Here is a 22,773-nt window from a genome sequence, read left to right as displayed (position 1 = left end):
CGCATGAACAGGTTTGCGAAGATTGGAGGCAACCCGACGCGAGGCGCCGAATTCGGCCGCTTTGGTATGGTTTTGGCGCCGATCTTGCAATAGCCGTGTGTAAGGCGCTTTGCAGCGGCGTTTGAAGGGCCTGCATGAGGAGCGGCAGGCCTATTGCGACCTCCACGATGCGGCGGCTAAACAGGCTCTGTGGGCGAGGGATCCCTGGGGAACAGGATGACGGATCAGGCGATTTTGGTCACGGGCGCTGCCGGCTTCATCGGCTTTCACGTTGCCCGCCAGCTTTTGACCGAAGGCCGGTCCGTCGTCGGGCTCGACAATCTCAACAGCTATTACGATCCGGCGCTGAAGCGAGCGCGCCTTGCACTGCTCAAGAAGGAGCCCGGTTTCTCCTTCGTCGAGGCCGACCTCGCCGATCGTGACATGATCGCGGCGCTGTTTGCGCAACATCAATTTGCCAAGGTCGTGCATCTCGCGGCCCAGGCCGGCGTGCGCTACTCGATCGAGCAGCCGCATGCTTACGCCGATTCCAATCTGCAGGGCTTTCTCAATGTGCTCGAGGGCTGCCGCAACAATGGCTGTCGTCACCTCGTCTACGCATCGTCATCCTCCGTTTATGGCGCCAACACAAAAATGCCATTCGCCGTGCAGGACCGCACTGACCATCCCGTGAGCTTCTACGCCGCGACCAAGAAGGCGAACGAAGTGATGGCGCAGTCCTACAGCCATCTCTACCGGCTGCCGGTCACGGGCCTGCGCTTCTTTACCATCTACGGGCCGTGGGGACGGCCCGACATGGCCATGTTTCTCTTTGTAGATGCCATTATAGCGGGCAGGCCGATCCGGCTTTTTAACCATGGCAGGATGCGCCGCGACTTCACCTATATTGATGATGTAACGCGTGTAGTATCCAGGCTGATCGATCTTGTGCCTGCGGACGATCCGGCTGCCGCAAATGCGCCGTCAAAGCTCTACAATGTCGGCAATCACCATCCGGAGGAACTGATGCACGTCGTCGGTCTTCTGGAGCGGGAGCTGGGCCGGACGGCGATCAAAGAATTGCTGCCGATGCAGCCGGGAGATGTGCTGGAAACGTTCGCGGATGTCGAGGATCTGATGCGCGACACCGGCTTTGCGCCATCAACGCCGATCGAGCTTGGGGTCCGTAACTTTGTCACCTGGTATCGGGACTATTTCAAGGTTTGAGATGACGATGGACAAACGCATAATCCCCCTGATCATGTGCGGCGGTGCCGGCACGCGGCTGTGGCCAGCTTCGCGCGAGGTGCGGCCCAAGCAATTCCTGCCGCTGTTTGGCGCCCGCTCGACCTTCCAGGACACGCTGCTGCGCGTCTCCGATCCCTCGCTGTTCGACCGGCCGATCGTCATCACCAATGCGGCCTATCGCTTCATGGTGCTGGAGCAGCTCACCGAGATCGGGATCGAGGCCGACGTGATCCTCGAGCCGATGCGGCGCGATTCCGGACCTGCGATCGCTGCGGGTGCGGTGTTCGCGCAGAACCGCGCTAACGAGGCGATCGTGCTCGCGCTCGCCGCCGACCACGTGGTGCGGGACAATGCTGCTTTCGTCGCCGCCTGCCACGAAGGCCTTGCGGCTGCGAATGCCGGGCGCATCGTCACGTTCGGCGTCAAGCCGGAGCGGCCGGCGACCGAATACGGCTATATCAACCCGGGCGAGGTGATATCGGGCGAGGTGCATGCGGTCGCGCGCTTCGTCGAGAAGCCGGATGCGGTGAAGGCATCGGACTACGTCAATTCCGGCTATCTCTGGAACAGCGGCAACTTCATGTTCCCGGCCGGCGTGCTGCTCGACGAATATCGCACGGTCGATGCGGCGAGCATCGAGGCGGTTACGAGCGCCGTCACCAATGCCGGCCGCGATCTCGGCTTCGTGACGCTGGAGCCCGCGGCCTTCGGCGCGGCGAAGGCGATCTCTATCGACTATGCGGTGATGGAAAAGACCTCGCGTGCAGCAGTCGTGCCGGTGTCCTGCGGCTGGTCCGATGTCGGCTCCTGGCTCGCGGTGTGGGAGCTGTCGGAGAAGGACGCGCAAGGTAACGCCGCGCACGGCACCGCGGTGTTCGAAGATTCCCGCAACTGCAACGTCACGACGGATTCCGCGCTGGTCGCGCTCGAAGGCGTCGACGATCTCGTGGTGGTCGCGACTGCGGACGCGGTGCTGGTCTCGCGCCAGAAGGACGCCAACGGCTTGAAGCGTCTGGTGGCCAAGCTGAAGGCGGTCGCGCCGAAGGTCACCGAGGAGCATCTCAAGGTGCACCGGCCCTGGGGCAGCTACCAGTCCGTCGACAACGGCGCGCGCCACCAGGTCAAGCGCATCGTGGTGAAGCCGGGCGGCCGCCTGTCGCTGCAGAAGCATCACCATCGTGCCGAGCACTGGATCGTGGTGCGGGGCACGGCACAGGTGACGGTCAACGACACCGTCAAAGCGGTGCACGAGAACGAGTCGATCTACATTCCGATGGGCGCCGTTCACCGGATGGAGAACCCCGGTAAAATCATGCTGGAGCTGATCGAGGTCCAGACCGGAAGCTATCTCGGGGAAGACGACATCATCCGGATTGAAGACGACTATCAAAGGTCGTAACCACCAAGCTCCGAATCACGCGGCCCGGGTCGAAAGAGCGGTATCTGCTCCGGTTCAAGACCCGGGGAACGTGTAATTTTTTGAATCAAATCGTGTCCGGCTGGCTAGCGCGGCGTTCGCCACAAATGTGGCGCCCGTGCTAGAAGCGGCGCCGGGGATTTGGGTTGAATCGGGGTTCTATCAAATGAGTTCCAAAGGGTCTGCACCGGCAAAGGCCGGCCTGCGTGTCGGCGTCATTGGCGCAGGCGTGATGGGCAGCAACCACGCGCGCGTACTTAGCGGCCTTCCCGGCGTCAGCCTGGTCGGCATCGTCGATCCTTCGCCGGTGCACCGGACGCGCACCACCGAGCTTGCGAACTGCCCGGGTTTCGAGACGCTCGACCAGCTCCTCGCCGAAGGCGCCGATGCGATCACCATCGCGGCGCCGACCCATCTGCATCACGAGATCGCGCTCGCCTGCATCGCCAAGAACATCCACGTGCTTGTCGAGAAGCCGATCGCATCGACGGTCGAAGAGGGCCGTGAGATCGTCGCCGCCGCGCAAAAGGCCGGCGTCACGCTGATGATCGGTCATGTCGAGCGCTTCAATCCGGCGGTTGCCGCGGTCAAGCAGGCGATTGCGGGCGAGGACATCCTGTCGATCGCGATTACCCGCGTCGGCCCGTTCCCGCCGCGCATGTCCAATGTCGGCGTCGTCATCGACCTTGCCGTGCACGACATCGATTTGATCCGCTGGTTCACCGAGTCCGACATCGTTGAGGTGCAGCCGCAGCTGTCGAGCGCGGTCGCCGAGCGCGAGGACATTGCGCTGTTGCAATTCCGCACCGAGAGCGGCGTGCTCGCCCACATCAACACCAACTGGCTGACGCCGTTCAAGGCGCGCAGCGTCACCGTTGCGACGCGCGGCAAATACGTGATGGGCGATCTGTTGACGCGCCAGGTCACCGAATGCTTCGGCTTCAAGCCTGACGGCAGCTATTCGATGCGGCATCTGCCGGTCGGCCATGACGAGCCGCTGCGCGCCGAGCTGATCGCGTTCTTGAAGGCAGTGGCTAACGGCGAGACGCCGGCGGTGACCGGCGACGAAGGCGTCGCCAGCCTCGAGATCGCGACGCGGTGCCTGGAGACGCCAGCGCGGCCCGCGGCCACGGCGCCTGCCCGCAAGGCCCCGCGCCGCGTCGCCGGCTAATTCTTTATCCATGTCGACTCTCAACTTCGCGAGAAAACCAGCAAAGCGCCATGAACCAGCATCTGCGTTCCGATCCCATTCCCTTCATCGATGTCGGCGCGCAGCGCCGCCGGCTCGGCGCCTCGCTCGATGCCGCCGTGAAGCGGGTTCTCGACCATTGCCAGTTCGTCAACGGCCCTGAGGTCTTCGAGCTCGAGAAGCAGCTTGCGGCCTATTGCGGCGCCAAGCACGTGATCGGCTGCGGCAGCGGGACCGACGCGATCCTGATGGTGATGATGGCGAAGAATGTCGGGCCCGGCGATGCCGTGTTGTGTCCGTCCTTCACCTTCATCGCGACGGCGTCGCCGGTGGCGCGGACCGGCGCGACGCCGGTCTATGTCGACGTCGACGAGGCGACCTTCAACATGAGCCCGGAATCGCTGAAGCGCGGCATCGTGACTGCGCGCAAGGCGGGGCTCAAGCCCGTCGCGGTCATTCCGGTCGACCTGTTCGGCCAGCCTGCCGATCACGATTCCATTGCCGAAATCGCCAAGGCCGAAGGGCTGTTCGTGCTCGACGACGCCGCGCAAGCGTTCGGCGCGAGCTACAAAGGCCGCAAGCTTGGTACGCTCGCGCTCGCCACCGCGACGAGCTTCTTTCCGGCCAAACCGCTCGGCTGTTTCGGCGACGGCGGCGCGATCTTCACCGATGACGACGAGCTTGCCGCGACGCTGCGCAGCATCCGCGTGCACGGGCAGGGCGTCGACAAATACGACAACGTCCGCCTCGGCCTGACCGGCCGGCTCGACACCATGCAGGCCGCGATCCTGATCGAGAAACTGAAGATTTTCGACGACGAGATCGCTGCCCGCAACAGGGTTGCGGAACGCTACGCGCATGGCCTGTCCAATGTCGTCACCGTGCCGCGCCTTAGCCCCGGCAGCACATCGGTGTGGGCGCAGTACACCGTCCGCCTGCCTGAGGGCACCGACCGCGACGGTTTTGCCGCCGCGCTGAAGGCCCAAGGCGTGCCGACCGCGATCTATTACGGCAAGTCGATGCATCAGCAGACCGCCTACAGGCACTATCCGGTTGCAGAAGGCGGCCTGCCCGCTTGCGAGAGCCTGTCGCAGGCCGTCATCAGCCTGCCGATGCACGCTTATTTGACGGAAGCGGACCAAGAGCGGGTCATCGCCGCCGTGCGCGGTGCGCTGGCGGGCTGAGTTCTGGGTTTAGCTCTTCGTTCCCTTTCCCTTGTGGGAGAGGGTGGCTCGCCGCGTAAGCGGCGAGACGGGTGAGGGGTCTCTCTCCGCAACGAAACCTGGGAGAGAAACCCCTCACCGCAATGAGCTTGTGTCTACCCGCGGAGCAGCCCTCTCCCACAAGGGGAGAGGGCGCAGTAATGCGCATCGCAAGATGCAATCGACCTCCGCCCGATAAGCCTCTAGAACGGTCCGCATGCTCGGACGCATCTTCACGGTTGGTGGTTACACGCTGCTCTCGCGGGTGACGGGATTTGCCCGCGACATCATGCTCGCGGCGATTCTCGGCGCCGGCCCCGTGGCCGACGCCTTCTTCGTGGCGCTGCGGCTGCCCAATCATTTCCGTGCGATCTTCGCCGAGGGCGCCTTCAATGCGGCCTGGGTGCCGGCCTATGCCCACGTTCACGGCGAGCGCGGGGAGGGGGCGGCGCGACTGTTTGCCGACCGCATCTTCACGCTGCTGCTGGCCTCGCAAATCGTGCTGCTGATCGTCGCCTGGCTGTTCATGCCGCAAGCCATGAGCATACTTGCACCGGGATTTTCCGAGGATGCCGAGCAGCGCAAGCTCGCGATCGAACTGACCCGAATCACCTTTCCCTATCTCCTGCTGATCACGCTGGTGACGCTCTATGGCGGCATGCTCAACGTGATGCAGCGCTTTGCCAGCGCCGCGGCGGCGTCGATCTTTCTCAACATCTCGATGATGATGACGTTGGCGGTCGCCGCCTGGTTTCCGACCGCAGGGCACGCGGCAGCGTGGGGCGTGCTGATCTCCGGCTTCCTGCAATATGTCCTGCTCGCCGGCGATCTGGCCCGCCACGGCGGCCTGCCGCGCTTCGCACCGCTCAGGCTCGATGAAGACGTCCGTGGCTTCTTCAAAGCGCTAGGCCCGGCGACGCTGGGCTCGATGGGCACGCAAGTCGCGCTGTTCGCGGACACCATCATCGCGACGTTCCTGCCCGCAGGCGCGCTGTCGGCGCTCTATTACGCCGACCGCCTCAACCAGCTGCCGATCGGTGTGATCGGCATCGCCATCGGCACGGTGCTGTTGCCAGAGATGTCGCGGCGGATCACCGCCAACGACCACGACGGTGCGATGAAGGCGCAACGCCGTGCCTTCGACTTCACGCTGCTGTTCTCAGTGCCGTTCGTCGCGGCCTTCATCACCGTGCCTGACGCGATCATGCGCGCGCTGTTCGCCCGCGGGGCGTTCTCGAAGGCCGATGCGGCCGCGGCAGGTGCAACGCTCGCCGCCTACGCGATCGGCCTGATCCCCTTCGTGCTGATCCGCAGCGCGGTCGCGACCTTCTATGCGCGCAAGGATACGGCAACGCCGGTCCGGGCCTCGCTGACCGGCATCGCGGTCAATGTCGCCCTGAAGGTCGTCCTGATGGGATCGCTCGCCCAGATTGGCCTCGCGCTCGCGACAGCCGTCGGGGTCTGGACCAATTTGCTGCTGGTGCTGTTCTTCGCCGTGCGGCGAGGCTTTCTCGTGCTGGACCGCGCCTGGCTATTGTCGGTCGCCAAATTCCTGCTGACCGGCCTCATTCTGGCCGCTGCCTTCTGGTTGATCGCGCGCTTCAGCGCGACGACTTTTCCCTCCACGCAGGCGTTCCGGGACGAATTGACGCTGGTCCTGTTGGCCGTCGGGGGCGCAATCGTCTACGCGATCGCGATCCTCGCGTTGTTTGGCCGCAGGTGGCTGGTGTCGCTGGTGCGCAATTAGTTTTTATCGCCAAGCCGTTTGCCTTGCCAGTTTTTCCACGGCAATATGCCGGCAAAACAACCATGAGAACGGGAAGATAAAATGGCGGCTCCCATCAAGTTCGGCGTTGGCCAAAGCGTGCTGCGCAAGGAGGATGACGCACTCATCCGCGGCAAGGGCCGCTACACCGACGATTACGCGCCGCAGGCCGCGCTCCGCTGCTTGATGCTGCGCTCGCCGCATGCGCATGCCAAATACACGATCGACGTGAGCCGCGCCCGCGGCTTGCCGGGCGTCGCGCTCATCCTGACCGCAGATGACGTTGCAGATCTCGGCAATCTGCCCTGCCTGTTCAACCTCGAGACCGATCCCTTCACCGGCCCGCCTTACCCGATCCTGGCCAAGGATGAGGTGCGCCATGTCGGCGATGCCGTCGCCTTCGTCGTCGCCGAGACCATCGACCAGGCCCGCGACGCGATCGAGGCGATCGAAGTCAAATGGAGCCCGCTGCCGGCGGTGACCGGTGTCGTGAACGCCGTGAAGCCCGAAGCCCCACAGGTTTGGCCGGACAAGCCCGGGAACGTGCTGTTCGACGTTTCGATCGGCGACAAGAAAGCGACCGAAGCCGCCTTCGCCAAGGCGCATGCAGTCGCCGAAATCTCCATCGTCAATCCGCGCGTGGTCGCGAGCTTCATGGAGACGCGCGCGGCCGTGTGCGAATACGACGCCAAGCGCGACCATCTGACGCTCACCGTCGGCAGCCAGGGCAGCCATCGCCTGCGCGACATCCTCTGCCAGAACGTGCTCAATATCCCCACCGATAAGATGCGGGTGATCTGCCCCGACGTCGGCGGCGGCTTCGGCACAAAACTGTTTCCCTATCGGGAATACGCCCTGATGGCAGTCGCCGCGCGACAGCTGAAGAAGGCGGTGAAGTGGGCGGCCGACCGCACCGAGCATTTCATGGGCGACGCGCAGGGCCGCGACAACGTCACGACCGCGAAGATGGCGCTGGCCGAGGACGGCAAGTTCCTTGCGATGGATTGCGACCTGATGGGCGACATGGGCGCGTATCTGTCGACCTTCGGGCCCTACATCCCGCATGGCGGCGCCGGCATGCTGCCTGGCCTCTACGACATCCAGGCCTTCCACTGCCGGGTGCGCACCATCTTCACCCACAGCGTGCCGGTCGATGCCTATCGCGGCGCCGGGCGGCCGGAGGCGGCCTATGTCATCGAACGCCTCGTCGACGCCTGCGCGCGAAAGCTTGACATGACGGCGGACGCCATCCGCCGCAAGAATTTCATCCCGCCGAAAGCGCTGCCCTACAAGACCGCAACCGGCAAGATCTACGATTCCGGCGACTTCGCCGCGCATCTCAAGCGCGCGATGGAGATCTCGGAATGGAAGGAGTTCGGAAAGCGCGCCAAGGCGGCCAAGAAGCAGGGGCTGATCCGCGGTATCGGGCTTGCCAGCTATGTCGAGATCTGCGGCGTGATGGGCGAGGAGACCGCCAATGTCCGCCTCGATCCCAATGGCGAGGTCACCGTCCTGATCGGCACGCAATCGAGCGGGCAGGGCCATCAGACGGCCTATGCGCAGATCGTCGCCGACCAGTTCGGCCTGCCGCCGGAGCGTGTGCACATCCGCCAGGGCGACACCGACGAGATCGCGACAGGTCTCGGCACCGGCGGTTCAGCCTCGATACCCACCGGCGGCGTTTGCGTGGAGCGTGCTGCGGGCGAGCTGGGCAAGAAGCTGAAGGAGTTCGCAGCGCAGGCGCTGGAAGCGAGCGCGGGCGATCTCGAAATTACCGACGGCGTGATCCGGATCGCCGGCACCGACCGCTCGATCTCCTTCGCCGACCTCGCCAAGCGGCCCGGCGCCGATCCGTCGAAGCTGAACGGCAGCGCGACCTTCGCCAGCGCGGACGGCACCTATCCCAACGGCACCCATCTGGCGGAGGTCGAGATCGATCCGGCCACCGGCATCATCAGAATCGTCAACTATGTGATCGTCGACGATTTCGGCAAGACGCTCAATCCGCTGCTCTTGGCGGGGCAGGTGCATGGCGGCGCCATGCAGGGCATCGGCCAGGCCTTGATGGAGCAGGTGGTCTATGGCGCGGGCGACGGCCAGCTCATCACCGCGACCTTCATGGACTACGCGGTGCCGCGCGCGGCGGACGGGCCGGCCTTCGTGTTCGAGACCAACAACGTCCCCTGCAAGACCAACCCGCTGGGCGTCAAGGGGGCCGGCGAGGCCGGCGCGATCGGCTCTTGTCCGGCCGTCGTCAACGCCATCGTCGATGCGCTCTGGCGCGAATACAAGATCGACCATATCGACATGCCGGCAACGCCCGAGCGGGTGTGGATCGCGATCAACGAGCACCACCGGCGCCACAGCCTGTGATTCACGCGATGGAATGAACCCTGCCGACCGGTGTTGGCCTCAGGAGGGTCGGCACGATCCTGCATCATGGAAAAAGGACTTTGCGAATGAAGCGAGTGTTGGTTGTCGGGGGCGCGTTCCTGTTCGGTATGGGCGCGGTTTGGGCGCAGCAGGACTCCGCCAAGGAAGTCCAAACCCTCATGAAAGCCAACGGCAAGAACGCCGGCGCGATGTCGGCGATGGTCAAGGGCGAGAAGCCCTATGATCAGGCTACGGTGAACAGCGCGCTGGCGCAGTTCGAGGATACCGCCAAGAAGCTGCCGAACCTATTTCCGGCCAGCGCCAAGGGTGTGAAGCTCGATGGCGACTACAGCATCTCGCCGAAGGTCTGGGAGGACAAGGCCGGCTTCGACGCGAAGGTCGCGAGCTTTGCCAAGCTCGTCGGCGAGGCCAAGGCCAAGATCAAGGACCTCGACTCGCTCAAGGCGACGATGCCTGCAATCGGCAAGGAATGCGGCGGCTGCCACGAGACCTACCGCGTGAAGAACGGCTGACGCCAACATCATCCGGGGTACCGCGAATCGAAAAAGGACGGTTGGCAAGCAGCCGCCTTTTTTGCGTTGGCGCACGGCCCAGCAGGAAATCCCGTCCGCAAGGCCTGACGGATCGCCGTGAGAGCGGTTATCTTTGCTCCAGCCGCGGCGGCATTGATGTGAGCTGTTGCATGCTGGCGCATCTCGCGCCTGACTGCCTCATGACATCAGGGTTCCAACGCCCGGCGAGGAACTGAAGCAACAGCGAGACAGGCCATGGCAAAACCGTTCCCGTCGAAGACGCACATCGGCAACCATATGCTGCATCCGGAAACCTTGATGCTGACCTATGGCTATGATCCGCAACTGTCGGAAGGCGCCATCAAGCCGCCGGTGTTCCTGACCTCGACCTTCGTCTTCAAGACGGCCGATGACGGCCAGGACTTCTTCGATTTCGTCGCCGGCCGGCGCGAGCCGCCGGAAGGGATGGGCGCGGGCCTGGTCTATTCGCGCTTCAATCACCCCAACAGCGAGATCGTCGAGGACCGGCTCTCGATCTACGAACGCACCGAGAGCTGCGCCCTGTTCTCATCCGGCATGGCGGCCATCGCGACGACGATCCTTGCCTTCGTCCGCCCAGGCGACGTCATTCTGCACTCACAGCCGCTCTATGGCGGGACGGAAACCCTGCTGACGAACACGCTTGCGCGTCTGTCGATAGGCGCCGTCGGCTTCGCCGATGGCGTTGACGAAGCTGCGGTCAGACAGGCTTCGGAGGAGGCCATGCGCAAGGGCCGGGTGTCGATGATTCTGATCGAAACCCCCGCCAACCCGACCAACGGGCTGGTCGACATTGCGATGATGCGCCGTGTCGCCGAGGCCATTGGGAAAAGCCAGGGCCACACACCGATCATCGCCTGCGACAACACGCTGCTCGGACCGGTGTTTCAGCGGCCGATCGAGCATGGCGCGGACATTTCCTTGTACTCGCTCACGAAATATGTCGGCGGTCATTCCGACCTGATCGCGGGCGCCGCGCTCGGCTCCAAAGCAATCATGAAGGGCATCAAGGCGCTGCGCGGCGCCATCGGCACCCAGCTCGATCCGCATTCCTGCTGGATGATCAACCGGTCGCTGGAGACGCTGAGCCTGCGCATGGAGAAGGCCGATGCGAATGCGCGCCTCGTGGCCGACTTTTTGCGCGATCACGCCAAGGTGGCGAAGGTCCATTATCTCGGTCACCACGAGGATACATCGCCGGCCGGACGCGTGTTCTCGCAGCAGTGCTCGGGGGCCGGCTCCACGTTCTCGTTCGACATCGTCGGCGGCAAGGACGCGGCGGTCAAATTTCTCGACGCGCTCCAGATCTTCAAGCTCGCGGTGAGCCTCGGCGGAACGGAATCGCTTGCCAGCCTGCCCGCGACGATGACCCATTCCGGCGTTCCCGCCGACATCCGCCGGAAAATCGGTGTCCTCGATTCCACGATCCGGCTGTCGATCGGCATCGAACATCCGTCGGACCTGATCGCAGATCTCACGCAGGCACTGAACGCGGCTTGAGCGTGGCGAGAATCGAACAGGCCGGGCGCCCCTCCTGCGCCCGGCCCTTCCGCGACGACGCAGCGTTCGCGCTTACTTCGTCACTTGGCCGCGGATCTCGCCGCCCGGGTTCGCCGCGGTGTGGATGTTGATGTAATACTTGCCGCCGAGCAGATCGGCGGCCTGCGCCTCGGTGAGCGTCGCTTCGCCCTTGACCGGGCTCGATGTCGCATTCGGGATCGCGACCGCAACGCCGGCGTTCTTGCCCGCTTCGGCGGGGCCATGAAAATGAGCGGCTGTGGCAGGGCCAGAGAGCCCGGAATAGGTGACAGTCCAGGACAATTTCTTGCTGGCCGCATCGTAGTCCAGATCGGCCGTTCCGGTGCCGCTGCTGGTCGTTGCCGGCACCTCGGACTTGGCGTCGAGCGTTGCTTTCAGCTTTTCGGCGCTGGCCGGCCCTGCAAAAGCAGCGGCCGCGAGCACTGACATGGCGATGACGGTCTTGTTCATGACATTCTCCCTGCTGAACCCGTTTGGGCTGCTAAACTTCCAACAGCCGACGTTTCAGTTTATTCCCGTCTCCGGCCGGGGCGGGGCTAAATTCTTCGTGGCTGGAGCCGCGCGGAGATCGGTCGTAGGTTCGCCGCAAGAACGAATGGACGTGCATGTTGCAACGAACAATTCTCGTGGCGCTGCTTGCCGCGCTTGCCGCAGGTGGCGTCTATTGGTGGCTCAGCGCGCCCGTAGTGGCAGCCGCGGGCACCACGCCGCCGCACGCGCCTGATCTTGCCAATGGCGAGGTGATGTTCAACGCCGGCGGCTGCGCGTCCTGCCATGCCGTTCCCGATCAGCCTGATCGTCTCAGGCTCGGTGGGGGCGTCGCGATCAAGTCGCCGTTCGGAACGTTTCACGCGCCGAACATTTCGCCCGATCCCAATGACGGCGTCGGCAAATGGACCGACGCCGATTTCGTTAACGCGGTGATGCACGGGGTCTCGCCGGCCGGGCAGCACTATTTTCCGGCGTTTCCGTATACGTCCTATCGGCACGCCAAGCGTGAGGATGTGCTCGACCTCTTTGCCTATCTGAAAACGCTACCGCCTGTTGCGGGCAAGGTGCGCGACCATGACGTCAGTTTTCCCTTCAACATCCGGCGCAATGTCGGCATCTGGAAATTCTTGTTTCTGGACGGCAAGCCGTTCGTCGCCGACGGCGCGAAGTCGCCGGCATGGAATCGCGGCGCCTATCTCGTGAACAGTTTGGGCCATTGCGCCGAATGCCACAGCCCGCGCAACGCGCTTGGCGGCATCATCGCGAGCGAGCGGTTTGCCGGCGGGCCCAATCCGGAAGGCGAGGGCTGGGTCCCCAACATCACCCAGAAGCGCCTTGGCGAGTGGAGCGCGAAGGACATCGCCTATTTCCTCAAGACTGGCGAACTGCCCGATGGCGACAGCGTCGGCGGCGCAATGACGCGCGTGATCAAGAACACCTCGCAACTGCCGGACGCGGATCTCGCGGCAATGGCGGACTACGTCAAATCGCTGCCCCCGGTGGACGGCCCGACCCCGCCCAAGCGCAAGCAGGGCAGCTAGTGCGTGATGAAGGCTAGCTCGATCGTGAGACTGTAACCCCTCACCCGGATCGCATCTTTCGATGCGATCCGACCTCTCCCTTCGGGAGAGGTGAACCGTTGGCTCGCATCGATATAACCAAACTCATCCCGCATCGATGACGCCCGTTAGCCGGTGCCGAACGCCTTGAAGGTGATGATGGTGAGGGTGTCCTGGATGCCTGGCAGCACTTGCACCTTCTCGTTGACGAAATGGCCGATGTCGGTGTCCTTGTCGACGTAGAACTTCACGAGGAGGTCGTATTGACCGGCCGTGGAATAGATCTCGGAGGCGATCTCGGCTTCGGCGAGCGCATTGGCGACCACATAGGACTGGCCGAGCTTGCATTTGATCTGGACGAAAAAGGGAACCATCGCGGTCACTCCGAAAGCACATCTAGCCGGCTAATAGGCCAAAATCGGCCGGATTTAGCAAGCGAACTTGCCGCCCCTCGATGCGGGTCCGGCACTCGGTGAACTGCGTGTCGATGCTGGGGATCGGTGCGCAGCTGCTGCAAGGCTCCCTTGCCATTGACCGCGGCAACGACGCGATATCCGAGAGCTTCCACCCTGCGAATAGCGAGGAGCGGACGAACGGGTTGTCCTCGGCGATCAGGATCGTCTCGTCGGCGCGGCCCCGGGCGGCCTGCAACTGGCGGCGCCGGACAGTTCCAGCACTTGACGTCTCACGCATCGGCGAAGCAAGCTGAGGGGCAAGACCATAAAGAGAAGGTGAGCTTGCATTTGCAAGCCTGCACGATTGCGCGGTCCACGCCGCGTCCGCTTGCTGCGCTGGAGCACGGCTGTGTCGCCAATCAGCGTCGCTTGCAGCTGGTGGCGCTTGCTGGTGTTCCACGGTCGCGCTAGGACAGGCCATGGCGGTGTCCGGATCAAGCAGATGTCTCCCGCGATGACGACGCCCGTGGCGCTCACCATCGCCGGCTCCGATTCGAGTGGGGGCGCCGGCATCCAGGCGGACCTGAAGACTTTTGCCGCGCTCGGCGTCTATGGCGCCTCCGCCATCACGGCGTTGACGGCGCAGAACACGCGCGGCGTCACGGGTATTCACGCAGTGCCGGCCGAGTTCGTCACCGCGCAGATCGATGCGGTGTTTTCCGATCTTGATGTCGGCGCTGTGAAAATCGGCATGGTGGCCCAGGCCGCCAGCATCGACGCGATCGCGGCCGCGCTGTCGCACTGGGCGCCCCGGCACGTGGTGCTCGATCCCGTGATGGTGGCAACATCCGGCGACCGGCTGCTGGCCTCCGACGCCGTCAAGGCGTTGCGCACGAGACTGATACCGCTCGCCTCGGTGATCACGCCGAACCTGCCCGAGGCCGCTGCGCTGCTCGATGCACCGGTCGCGGCCAACCAGGCCGAGATCGAAAGCCAGGGGCACTGCCTTCTGGCGCTCGGCTGCCGCGCGGTCCTGATCAAGGGAGGACACGGCGAAGGCGCGGAGAGCGTCGACTATCTGGTTGATGCCGACAACGCCATCGCGCTCGCGGCGCCCCGCCTTGCCACCAAGAACACCCATGGTACCGGCTGCTCGCTGTCCTCGGCCGTCGCGGCGGGTCTCGCCAGAGGCGAGGCGCTCGAGCAGGCGGTCCGCAGCGCCAAGGCCTGGATCAGCGCTGCGATTGGCGCCGCCGACCGCTTCAGCGTCGGCCACGGCCACGGGCCGATCCATCATTTCCATAAGTTCTACTGACGACCGCCCGCTCAAGCGGGAGAGGGAGCGCCTGCCCTCCGGGCTTCCAGTGCGAATCTGATCTTGGACGAGGCGCTGCGCGCCATGTCGCCTGATTGTCGCATGCGACTGATATTCGCAGGGCAGGCGAGGCAAGGCGTGATTCGTATCGGAACGTGCCTCAAGAGTTCAATCGGTCATCCCCCTGTCACGGGACATTGTTACAGGCTGGCGCATGGGAAGTTACGATGTGAGTGACGAGAGCCCGGAGCGGCGCTTTCGCACGTTGTTCATCTCCGACGTCCATCTCGGAGCCCGCGGTTCTCAAGCCGATCTTCTGCTGGACTTCCTGCGCTACCACGATGCCGACACCATCTATCTCGTCGGCGACATCGTCGACGGCTGGGCGCTGAAATCGAGCTGGCACTGGCCGCAATCCCATAACGACCTCGTCCAGAAGCTGCTGCGCAAGGCGCGCAAGGGCGCCAAGGTCATCTACATTCCCGGCAATCACGACGAGTTCCTGCGCAACTATTACGGCACGCATTTCGGCGGCATCGACGTGGTCGAGAACACCGTGCATACCGGCGTCGACGGCAAGCGCTATCTCGTGATTCACGGCGACATCTTCGACCTCGTGGTGCAGAACGCGCGCTGGCTCGCTCATCTCGGTGACAAGGCCTACGATTTCGCGATCCAGATGAACCGCCTCGTCAACTTCTTCCGCCGCTTGTTCGGCGTGCCCTATTGGTCGCTGTCGCAATGGGCCAAGCAGAAGGTCAAGAACGCCGTCAACTATATCGGCGCGTTCGAACAGGCGCTCGCCGCCGACGCGCGACGTCACGACGCGGACGGCGTGATCTGCGGCCACATCCATTACGCCGTGATCCGCGACGAGGCCGGCATTCGCTACTTGAATTGCGGCGACTGGGTCGAGAGCTGCACCGCGCTGGTCGAGCACGACGACGGCCGTTTCGAGATCATCACCTGGGCGGATCATTTGCAGAAGCCGGCAACCGTCCCGCAGGTCGCGGCAAGAGCTGCCTGATGCGCATCCTGGTCGCGACCGACGCCTGGCACCCGCAAGTCAACGGTGTGGTTCGGACGCTGACCAAGCTGGCCGACGCGGCAGAGGGGCTCGGCGTCGCGTTCACGTTCCTGACGCCGCAATCGTTCCGCACCTTTGCGATGCCGAGCTATCGCGACGTGCGCCTCGCCATGCCGCGCCCGGCGCGAATTGCAAAGCTGATCGAAGAAGCACGCCCGGACAGCATCCACATCGCGACGGAGGGGCCGATCGGCCTGATGGTCCGCCGCTATTGCCGCCAGCGCAAGCTGCCGTTCACGACCAGCTTCCATACCCGCTTTCCAGAATATGTCCGGGCTCGCGTGCCAGTGCCGGGCTCGCTGATCTGGCGCGCGCTGCGCCGCTTCCATGCGCCCAGCCGCGCCGTGATGGCGGCGACGCCTGCGCTCGCGCGCGAGCTCGCCGAGCGCGGCTTCGACAATGTCGTGCTGTGGCCGCGCGGCGTCGACACCCATTTGTTCCGTCCCCGCGCGATCGACCTCTGTCTGCCGGCGCCGGTGTTCCTCTCGGTCGGCCGGGTCGCGGTGGAGAAGAACCTCGAGGCCTTTCTCGACCTCGACCTGCCCGGCACCAAGGTGATCGTTGGCGACGGTCCGGCGCGTGCCTCGCTCGAAGAGGCCTATCCCGATGCGATCTTCCTCGGCGAGAAGCACGGCGAGGCGCTGGCGGAAATCTATGCTGCGGCCGACGTCTTCGTGTTCCCGAGCAAGACCGACACTTTCGGCCTGGTCCTGGTGGAGGCGCTCGCAAGTGGCCTGCCGGTGGCGGCCTTTCCGGTGAAGGGACCCCGCGACGTGATCGGCAATGCGGCGGTCGGCGCGCTCGATCACGATCTGCGCACCGCCTGCTTCGCCGCGCTCGACATCTCCAGGCAGGACTGGTTCGCCGCCAATTACACCTGGGAGGCTTCGGCCCGGGCTTTCCTGGCCAGCATCGAGGCGCTAGGCGCGGTGCTGCCCGGCCGGAAAGGGGCGGAACCGCCGCGCTTCGTGGCCTAATCGACAAAAAATCCTCGCGGGGAGATGTCTTGCTCGCGGCTCCCAGGCCGCGATAAGGTCTGATATGATCGAACAGCTCCTCCCGGTCGGCCCCGCCGACATCGACGCCGCAGCGCGCGTGATCGCGCCTTACGCCATCCGCACCCCGCTGTTGTCTTTCCCCGTGCTCAACGAGCGCGTCGGCGCAAAGGTCTTCCTGAAGCCGGAGATGCTCCAGCGCACCGGCTCGTTCAAGTTCCGTGGCGCCTTCAACAAGGTATTCTCGATCCCGCAGGACAAGCGCGCCGGCGGCGTCGTCGCATTCTCCTCCGGCAACCACGCCCAGGGCGTGGCGGCCGCGGCGAAGATCCTCGACATGCAGGCGACGATCGTGATGCCGGCGGATGCGCCGCTGTCCAAGCGCGAGCGCACCAAATCCTACGGCGCCGAGGTCGTGCTGTACGATCGCGACCGCGACGACCGCGAGGCGATCTCGCGCGGCATTGCCGAGAAGCGCGGTGCGACGCTGGTCAAGCCGTATGACGATCCCTTCGTGATTGCGGGGCAGGGTACCGCCGGCCGCGAGATCGCCGAGGACATGGCGGGCCTCGGCCTTGCCCCCGACATCGTGGTGGCGCCGGCTTCCGGCGGCGGCCTGATCGCGGGCGTCGCGACGGCCGTGAAGGCGCGCTATCCGCTGGCCGAAATCGTGGTCGCGGAGCCCGAGGCGTTCGACGATCACGGCATTTCGCTGACCGCGGGTCATCGCGAGCCGCATCCGCCGGCAGGCCGCACCATCTGCGATGCGCTGATGGCCCTGATGCCCGGCGAGATGACGTTTGCGATCAACAGCAAGCTGCTCGCGCGCGGTGTCACCGCGTCGGATGCCGAAGTCGGTGCTGCCGTGGCGTTTGCCTATCGGGAGCTCAAGCTCGTGGTGGAGCCGGGCGGGGCCGTTGGCCTTGCCGCGCTGCTGGCGGGACGTCTCGACGTCGCCGGCAAGAACGTCGTGATCGTGCTCTCCGGCGGCAATGTCGATGCGGATCTGTTCGCCGAGCTGGTGGCTTAATGGATTCCGGGCTTGCGCCTCTAGGCGCATCCCGGAATGACGATGTGCAAGAGCTGACATGAAGAAGGGGCAGAGCGTTGCCGCTCTACCCCTTTTGCATTTGTGGCTTGGCGGATTCAGCTTGCCCCTTGCTCGGTGCAACCTCTCCCGCTTGCGGGGGAGGTCGGCGCGAAGCGCCGGGTGGGGGCTCTTTCCTCTTGGGGGTCCTCGACTGTGGAAGCACCCTCTCCCCAACCCTCCCCCCGCAAGCAGGGGAGGGTGCGCACCTTCTCCGCGCGATCAGTGCATGAAGCTCCGGCGATTGTTGCCGCCCATGCTCGGCGCCTGGTTCATCGACTGGCGAAAGTTGTTGCCGCTGTTGACCATGCGGGTCGGCATCGAGTTGAGCTGCGGACGATTGTTCGCCACCCTGTTCTGGACCTGCACCTTGTTCACCGGATTGTTGTTGAGCTTCACGATTCCGGTGTTGCCGTTGTTGATGCGGATCGGGTGGTTCTGGGTCTGAACGTTGACCGGCTTTGCCTCGACGTTCGGGCCGCCCTTGCCGACATTCACCGGCATGCTCACGATCTTGCCGGGTTTGCCGTTGCCGCCATTCGGCATGCTGTTGGTCGGCGCAGGCAGGGTGACGATCTTGCCCGGGGTCTGCGACGGCGTGCCGTTCTGCTGGTTCGACTGGTTGTTGCCTGCCGGCAGGTTGACGATCTGGCCGCCATTGCCGAGCTTGCCGATCACATTGCCGTCGAGCGGCTTCTGCACGACCGGCAGGTCGCCGTTTACATGCGCGCCGCCATTGCCCTGGTGCATCAGCGGCATGTATTTGGGCTGACCGAGCTTGCCGATCTTGAGCGTCGGGGCAATGTTCTGCGGCGCCAGGAATTTGGTCGCCTGCATCAACGGGATCTCCTTCGGCTGCGCCTGCAGCTTCAGCGCGACTTGCGCATAGGGGCTGTTGCTGAAGTTGTCATGGAAGCTCTTGTAGGCAACAGGCGAATTTGCGAGCACAGCCTTGTGCCAGGCCTGCGAGATCAGGAGATTGTTGAGCAGCCACCGGACGTGGTCGCAAAGCGGGTCGTGCGGGTACATCTGAATGAACTCCTGATAATATTCCGGCCGGCCCTCGGACACGACGTAATCATAAGCCTGGCGGGTCGAGCGGCTCGGCAGGTTGGAGGCCATTTGCACCACCGGCGCTTTCACTGGCGCGCGGTTGGCGGCAACGGCGGTGTCGCCGAAGAAGGTGAAATCCGAGGTCAGCGACGAGCTTTCCCACGGGATCTGCGCACCGCTGGTGGTCTGGTTCACTTGCAGGCGCACGCGCTTGAACAGCTGTTCGATCGGCACGTTGGGCTCGCGCGCGACGTTCAGGAAGGCCTGCGTGTAGGGGCTGTGGCCGTTGGTGCCGTCGAGCGCTTCGGCGCCCGGCGCGGTCGAGTAGCCGACGATCGAGCCGTTCGGCGCATCGACGATGGCGAGGCCGCGGCCGGCGTCGTTGACCTGGGGGAAGGGGTTGTTGCGGCAGGCATCGAGGATGACGATGCGCATGCGGCTCGGGATCGTCTCCAGCGTCGACATTACGTCGACCAGGCGCACCGAATTGTTGACGAGCTCGGTCGGGCTCGACACCTTGGCGTCGACGGGAACGAGATAGTTTTCGCCGGCGAGCTGCACGCCGTGCCCGGCGTAGTAGACCATCGCCACCGTGTTCGGACCGCGCGAAGCGACCTTGGCGGAAAAGTCCTGGACGACGCGCAGCATGTCGTTCTGGGTCAAGTCGGTCGCGGCGACCACTTCGAAGCCGGCTGAGTTCAAGAACTGCGCCATCGATTGCGCGTCATCGTCGGGGTTCGCAAGGTGCGGCGCGTTCTGGTAGTTCGCATTACCGATCACCAGCGCGACCCGCTGCTCCGGGCCTTGCAGCGCAGTGGGAGTCGGTGCAACCGGGGCGACTTGCGCGGAAACGGGCCCGCAGGCGAAGCCGAACAGGCTTCCCAGGAAACCCGCAGTCATCAGGAAATGCTTTAGGCGGAACATGGCGTGCTCCTTTGGCACTCATCTCGATGCGAGATTGGTTGCGAAGGAGCCTGACCGCGTTCGAGTTGGACGTCCGTGATCACGATCACGATGGTAGGCTCCGTGACCTGAATCACGTTTGGAACCTGCTATCGTTTGCCATCGCTTGGGAGGACAGTCCGTCACATGCTGAAATTGATCGATCCGATCCTGACACCCGACCTGCTCTGGCTGCTCGCCTCGATGGGCCACGGCGACGATCTTGTGGTCGTCGACGCGAACCACCCCGCAACCCGCATTGCCGCGGCGACCTCGTCGCAGCGCCTGATCCAGTTGCCTGGCATGCGTATGGAGACGGCCGTCCGTGCCATCATGACGCTCTATCCGCTCGATGATTTCGATCCCGATCCGGTGCGCGTGATGATGCCGGTGGACGATTCCGATCGAGTCCCGGAGGTGCAGCGCGCCGTGTTGGCGGAGATCGAACGCGCGGCCGGCGGCCCCGTTGCTCCCGGCAAACTCTCACGGGCGCATTTCTATCGCGCGGCGGCGGCGGGCTTCGGCGTCGTGAAGGTGGGCGACAGCCGAGGTTATGGCTGCTTCCTGATCCGCAAGGGCGTGATCAGCTAGGGAATAATTCTGCGCAAGGTCGCGCAGAACTCTGCACCCGAATTTGAATGGCCTCCGCGCAACCGACCGACTATGGTCGATTCATGTCTCGCCTTGTGTGTCTATCTGTTGCTGTCATCCTGTCGCTGCTCCCCGCCGTCGCGCCGGCTGCGTCAATTCAAAAGCGGCCCAAGCCGGTCTGGCAAGGCTACGGCTTTGTGCCGGGCTATCGGCAGCCGCTCAGCAACAGCATCCCGCTTTACAACCAGAAGGACGCGATGCGTCGCCTGTCGCGCGCCGACCGGCGCCACTGGTACATCGATCCGGTTCCTCAGTATTACCGTTGGGACGGCGAGTGGCACTATTTCGGCCGCCCCGGCTTCGGCGGCGGCCGCTACAATGGCGGCAGTTTCGGGCCGTGCTGGACGCGGACGCCGATCGGGCCGATCTGGAATTGCGGGTGATTGCTCGCGCGGCGCTCTCGCGCCCCGGAGGCAGCGCAGCGCTCCTTCGGCGATGCGCTGCAGAGCCGGGGCACCGCGGCCGATGAAAATGGGACCACAACGGCGCTTTGGCGCTCCTGTCGCTCTCCGAAGGCAAGCGGCGTCCGTTGCCATCGGGATGTCCTTTATACGTTCCGCAATTCTTTGGCGCGCAGCCCCTCCGCATGGCGCATGGACTACTGGTCACAGTCGGCTGCGTGTGGATGGCCGCTTGCCTTTGGCGGCGAGAGCAGTTGGACCCGAATCTCAGAGCCGCACTCCGATGGCCTGCGCCTAACGACAAGGTCGGCTCGCGCCAAGGCCGGGCCGCGTCGCAGCGAGACGCGTGCCCGAGGGTAGAATGGCGCGCCGCTAGTTCCTTCGCCACGGCGATTTGCATTACGGCGACAGTGCTTCAACTGGACTGGGTCGGAGAGCTGGCCGGTTTTGGCGGCGATAGCATACTCCGAAATGGCGCGACGCCCGCCACCGACGCAGGAACGATTCAGAGCGCGCTCGCGCGGAGTGCCTCACACCCCTGACGAGGCTCCCACCGCACAGCACAATTCCTGTAGATATGACGACTGCGTGTCTTGACATCTGAGAGAAAAATTTCACCGAGAGTCGCACATCGAACCGACAGCGTCCGCTTGCTTCGCGCATGATGGCATCTCAGGGCCGGGGTTAAGAGCTCCTTTGAATCTGATCGAACATGGAAGCGGGGACATGTCCTCGCCTCCAGTCCCATGAGGCAAGTCAACCTCTCGGGAAATGATGCCGCTTGAGAACGAGGATGGTGCCGTGAGTGAAAGCGAAGTGAAAGTTGGACTGAACGGGACGAATGGTTACGCAATTCCGTTATTCGGGTTCCCGAATATCCCGCTGTCTAGCGCGATCGGCGGTTTCGCCGAGCAGGGGGTCGCCAGCGCACAGCAAGGCTGCGAGAAGATCAAGGTCGCGTCGGCGGAGATGGCGGAAGCGCTGCGTGAGACGTATTCGAGCAATGCCAAGGGCGCAACCGACTACGCGGCCAAGCTGATCGAAATGTCGAACGCCAATACGGTGTCTGCGATCGACTTCTTCGCGCAGGCCCTGGGTAGTAAGTCAGTCCCGGATGTTTTCACCTTGTCCGTTGCGCAAGCGCGCAAGACCTTCGACACCGCGTCCGCCCAGAACAAGGAGTTGTGGGGGCTTGGGGAGAAGCTTGCGAAAGAAGCCGGCGAGCCGATCAAGAAGTACTTCGCCAAGGTCCTGCATCCGGCCAGCTAAAAAGCTCTCGTCCAGGAGTCCTTCAGCAGGGAAACCGGCCCGTCGGAACAAGCCTCGCCACGAACATGCCCCCACATGCTCGACCAATAATGGCCAGGTGCGCGATGCCCCCCAAGTAGCCGCACCAATAAGAGGCGCAATCTGACGGGCCGGCCTTTGTTTCGGAATGCAAGCTGACGTGCAAAGGGAGGTCACATGGGAATGGTCATGATCAAATGCCCGCGAAGCGGCCGCGCTATCCCCACCGGCATCAAGGCCGATCGCGAGAGTTTTTTGCGCAGCATTGTGTTTTTCAGGCGCACCCATTGTCCGATCTGTCAGGCCGATCACGCCTGGTTTGCACAGGAAGGCTGGGTGGATGAGCCGAGCGCTCGCGCAGCGCCGCAGCCGTGGCACACGGCCTGACCGACCCCACAGCTCGTGGATCGTAATCTGGAGGGACACGATGGCGGGGACGCAAACAACCAATGCACGCTCCGTCTTCCTGATGCAGGCCAGAGAATTTCTTGACGAAGCACGACGACTGAAGCCGGGCCCCGCGCGCAACGAACTGCGCGAGGTGGCGGCGGTGCTGCGCGAGCTTGCGAAAATCGAGGCGCAATGCAAACCTGCAGGGGACAGTGATCGACCCGAGAGAACGTGATCAGGTTCGACGCTCCGTCCTTCTCTCTCCGGCAACTGGCTTTTAGTTCACCAGCGCCCTCCTGACTTCCTCGGAAGGAGGAGGGCAATCGTGCAAGGTTG

21 protein-coding genes are annotated in these 22,773 nt (G+C 64.0%); 18 read left to right on the top strand and 3 right to left on the bottom strand.

Translation table 11 applies throughout. From position 1 onward, the window contains the following. Positions 1-216 precede the first annotated feature (216 nt). The 8 genes from IVA98_RS22710 to IVA98_RS22675 all read left to right on the top strand — a co-directional run bounded on the left by IVA98_RS22710 (position 217) and on the right by IVA98_RS22675 (position 11,245). A complete protein-coding gene (locus tag IVA98_RS22710) occupies positions 217-1,206 on the top strand; it encodes an NAD-dependent epimerase (RefSeq protein WP_247355548.1) in 990 nt (329 codons plus the stop codon). A gap of 7 nt (positions 1,207-1,213) precedes the next feature. Beyond that, the gene (locus IVA98_RS22705) at positions 1,214-2,626 is read left to right on the top strand and encodes a mannose-1-phosphate guanylyltransferase/mannose-6-phosphate isomerase (protein WP_247355547.1); all 1,413 of its coding nucleotides are present in this window, start codon (positions 1,214-1,216) and stop codon (positions 2,624-2,626) included. 184 nt (positions 2,627-2,810) lie between these two features. Then, a complete protein-coding gene (locus IVA98_RS22700; RefSeq protein WP_247355546.1) occupies positions 2,811-3,815 on the top strand; it encodes a Gfo/Idh/MocA family protein in 1,005 nt (334 codons plus the stop codon). A 50-nt stretch (positions 3,816-3,865) separates the two neighbouring features. Beyond that, on the top strand, positions 3,866-5,017 hold the full coding sequence (locus tag IVA98_RS22695; protein WP_247355545.1) for a DegT/DnrJ/EryC1/StrS family aminotransferase: 1,152 nt from the start codon (positions 3,866-3,868) through the stop codon (positions 5,015-5,017). A gap of 235 nt (positions 5,018-5,252) precedes the next feature. Continuing rightward, positions 5,253-6,782 carry a murein biosynthesis integral membrane protein MurJ gene (murJ, locus tag IVA98_RS22690; protein WP_247334375.1) on the top strand — a complete coding sequence of 510 codons (1,530 nt, stop codon included), beginning with the start codon at positions 5,253-5,255 and terminating at the stop codon, positions 6,780-6,782. A gap of 81 nt (positions 6,783-6,863) precedes the next feature. Next, positions 6,864-9,173 carry a xanthine dehydrogenase family protein molybdopterin-binding subunit gene (locus IVA98_RS22685; protein ID WP_247355544.1) on the top strand — a complete coding sequence of 770 codons (2,310 nt, stop codon included), beginning with the start codon at positions 6,864-6,866 and terminating at the stop codon, positions 9,171-9,173. 86 nt (positions 9,174-9,259) lie between these two features. Beyond that, a complete protein-coding gene (locus IVA98_RS22680; protein WP_247300198.1) occupies positions 9,260-9,706 on the top strand; it encodes a c-type cytochrome in 447 nt (148 codons plus the stop codon). A gap of 255 nt (positions 9,707-9,961) precedes the next feature. Beyond that, positions 9,962-11,245, top strand: a complete 1,284-nt coding sequence (locus tag IVA98_RS22675; protein WP_247355543.1) for a cystathionine gamma-synthase family protein — start codon at positions 9,962-9,964, stop codon at positions 11,243-11,245. Between the two features lie 72 nt (positions 11,246-11,317). Here the strand turns inward: IVA98_RS22675 and IVA98_RS22670 are convergent, their stop codons facing one another. Next, the gene (locus IVA98_RS22670; protein WP_247334382.1) at positions 11,318-11,734 is read right to left on the bottom strand and encodes a CHRD domain-containing protein; all 417 of its coding nucleotides are present in this window, start codon (positions 11,732-11,734) and stop codon (positions 11,318-11,320) included. Positions 11,735-11,889: 155 nt separating this feature from the next. Between IVA98_RS22670 and IVA98_RS22665 the strand changes: the two genes are divergently transcribed. Next, on the top strand, positions 11,890-12,816 hold the full coding sequence (locus IVA98_RS22665; RefSeq protein WP_247355542.1) for a c-type cytochrome: 927 nt from the start codon (positions 11,890-11,892) through the stop codon (positions 12,814-12,816). A gap of 146 nt (positions 12,817-12,962) precedes the next feature. Here IVA98_RS22665 and IVA98_RS22660 read toward each other — a convergent pair whose 3' ends face one another. Further along, positions 12,963-13,208 (bottom strand): Lrp/AsnC ligand binding domain-containing protein, encoded by a 246-nt coding sequence (locus IVA98_RS22660; RefSeq protein ID WP_061878884.1) that lies wholly within the window; start codon positions 13,206-13,208, stop codon positions 12,963-12,965. A gap of 535 nt (positions 13,209-13,743) precedes the next feature. On the opposite strand from IVA98_RS22660, the gene thiD reads away from it, so the two are divergent. The 4 genes from thiD to IVA98_RS22640 all read left to right on the top strand — a co-directional run bounded on the left by thiD (position 13,744) and on the right by IVA98_RS22640 (position 17,656). Continuing rightward, entirely contained in the window at positions 13,744-14,544 is an 801-nt protein-coding gene (gene thiD / locus IVA98_RS22655; protein WP_247355552.1) for a bifunctional hydroxymethylpyrimidine kinase/phosphomethylpyrimidine kinase, read from the top strand. A 214-nt stretch (positions 14,545-14,758) separates the two neighbouring features. After that, positions 14,759-15,571 (top strand): UDP-2,3-diacylglucosamine diphosphatase, encoded by an 813-nt coding sequence (locus tag IVA98_RS22650; protein ID WP_247355541.1) that lies wholly within the window; start codon positions 14,759-14,761, stop codon positions 15,569-15,571. Then, positions 15,571-16,608: a glycosyltransferase family 4 protein gene (locus IVA98_RS22645; protein ID WP_247355540.1), complete on the top strand. Its 1,038-nt coding sequence runs from the start codon at positions 15,571-15,573 to the stop codon at positions 16,606-16,608. Before IVA98_RS22650 ends, IVA98_RS22645 begins: the two co-directional genes overlap by 1 nt. Before the next feature lie 64 nt (positions 16,609-16,672). Further along, positions 16,673-17,656, top strand: coding sequence for a threonine/serine dehydratase family protein (locus IVA98_RS22640; protein ID WP_247300191.1), 984 nt, complete (start codon positions 16,673-16,675; stop codon positions 17,654-17,656). A 279-nt stretch (positions 17,657-17,935) separates the two neighbouring features. Here IVA98_RS22640 and IVA98_RS22635 read toward each other — a convergent pair whose 3' ends face one another. Next, a complete protein-coding gene (locus tag IVA98_RS22635; protein WP_247355539.1) occupies positions 17,936-19,690 on the bottom strand; it encodes a caspase family protein in 1,755 nt (584 codons plus the stop codon). 165 nt (positions 19,691-19,855) lie between these two features. Between IVA98_RS22635 and IVA98_RS22630 the strand changes: the two genes are divergently transcribed. From IVA98_RS22630 to IVA98_RS22610, 5 genes are all read left to right on the top strand, one after another. Further along, on the top strand, positions 19,856-20,299 hold the full coding sequence (locus IVA98_RS22630) for an RbsD/FucU family protein (RefSeq protein WP_247334390.1): 444 nt from the start codon (positions 19,856-19,858) through the stop codon (positions 20,297-20,299). A gap of 83 nt (positions 20,300-20,382) precedes the next feature. Beyond that, positions 20,383-20,742, top strand: a complete 360-nt coding sequence (locus tag IVA98_RS22625) for a hypothetical protein (protein ID WP_524536398.1) — start codon at positions 20,383-20,385, stop codon at positions 20,740-20,742. Between the two features lie 819 nt (positions 20,743-21,561). Further along, positions 21,562-22,029: a phasin family protein gene (locus IVA98_RS22620; protein ID WP_247300182.1), complete on the top strand. Its 468-nt coding sequence runs from the start codon at positions 21,562-21,564 to the stop codon at positions 22,027-22,029. 201 nt (positions 22,030-22,230) lie between these two features. Further along, positions 22,231-22,434 (top strand): hypothetical protein, encoded by a 204-nt coding sequence (locus IVA98_RS22615; protein ID WP_524536397.1) that lies wholly within the window; start codon positions 22,231-22,233, stop codon positions 22,432-22,434. A gap of 40 nt (positions 22,435-22,474) precedes the next feature. After that, positions 22,475-22,672, top strand: a complete 198-nt coding sequence (locus IVA98_RS22610; RefSeq protein ID WP_247300180.1) for a hypothetical protein — start codon at positions 22,475-22,477, stop codon at positions 22,670-22,672. Positions 22,673-22,773 lie beyond the last annotated feature (101 nt).

Source organism: Bradyrhizobium sp. 160, assembly GCF_023073735.1.
In the GTDB taxonomy this organism is placed as follows: Bacteria; Pseudomonadota; Alphaproteobacteria; order Rhizobiales; family Xanthobacteraceae; genus Bradyrhizobium.
Note: the sequence above shows the minus strand (reverse complement) of the source record. Positions and strands in the feature narration are given on the sequence as shown.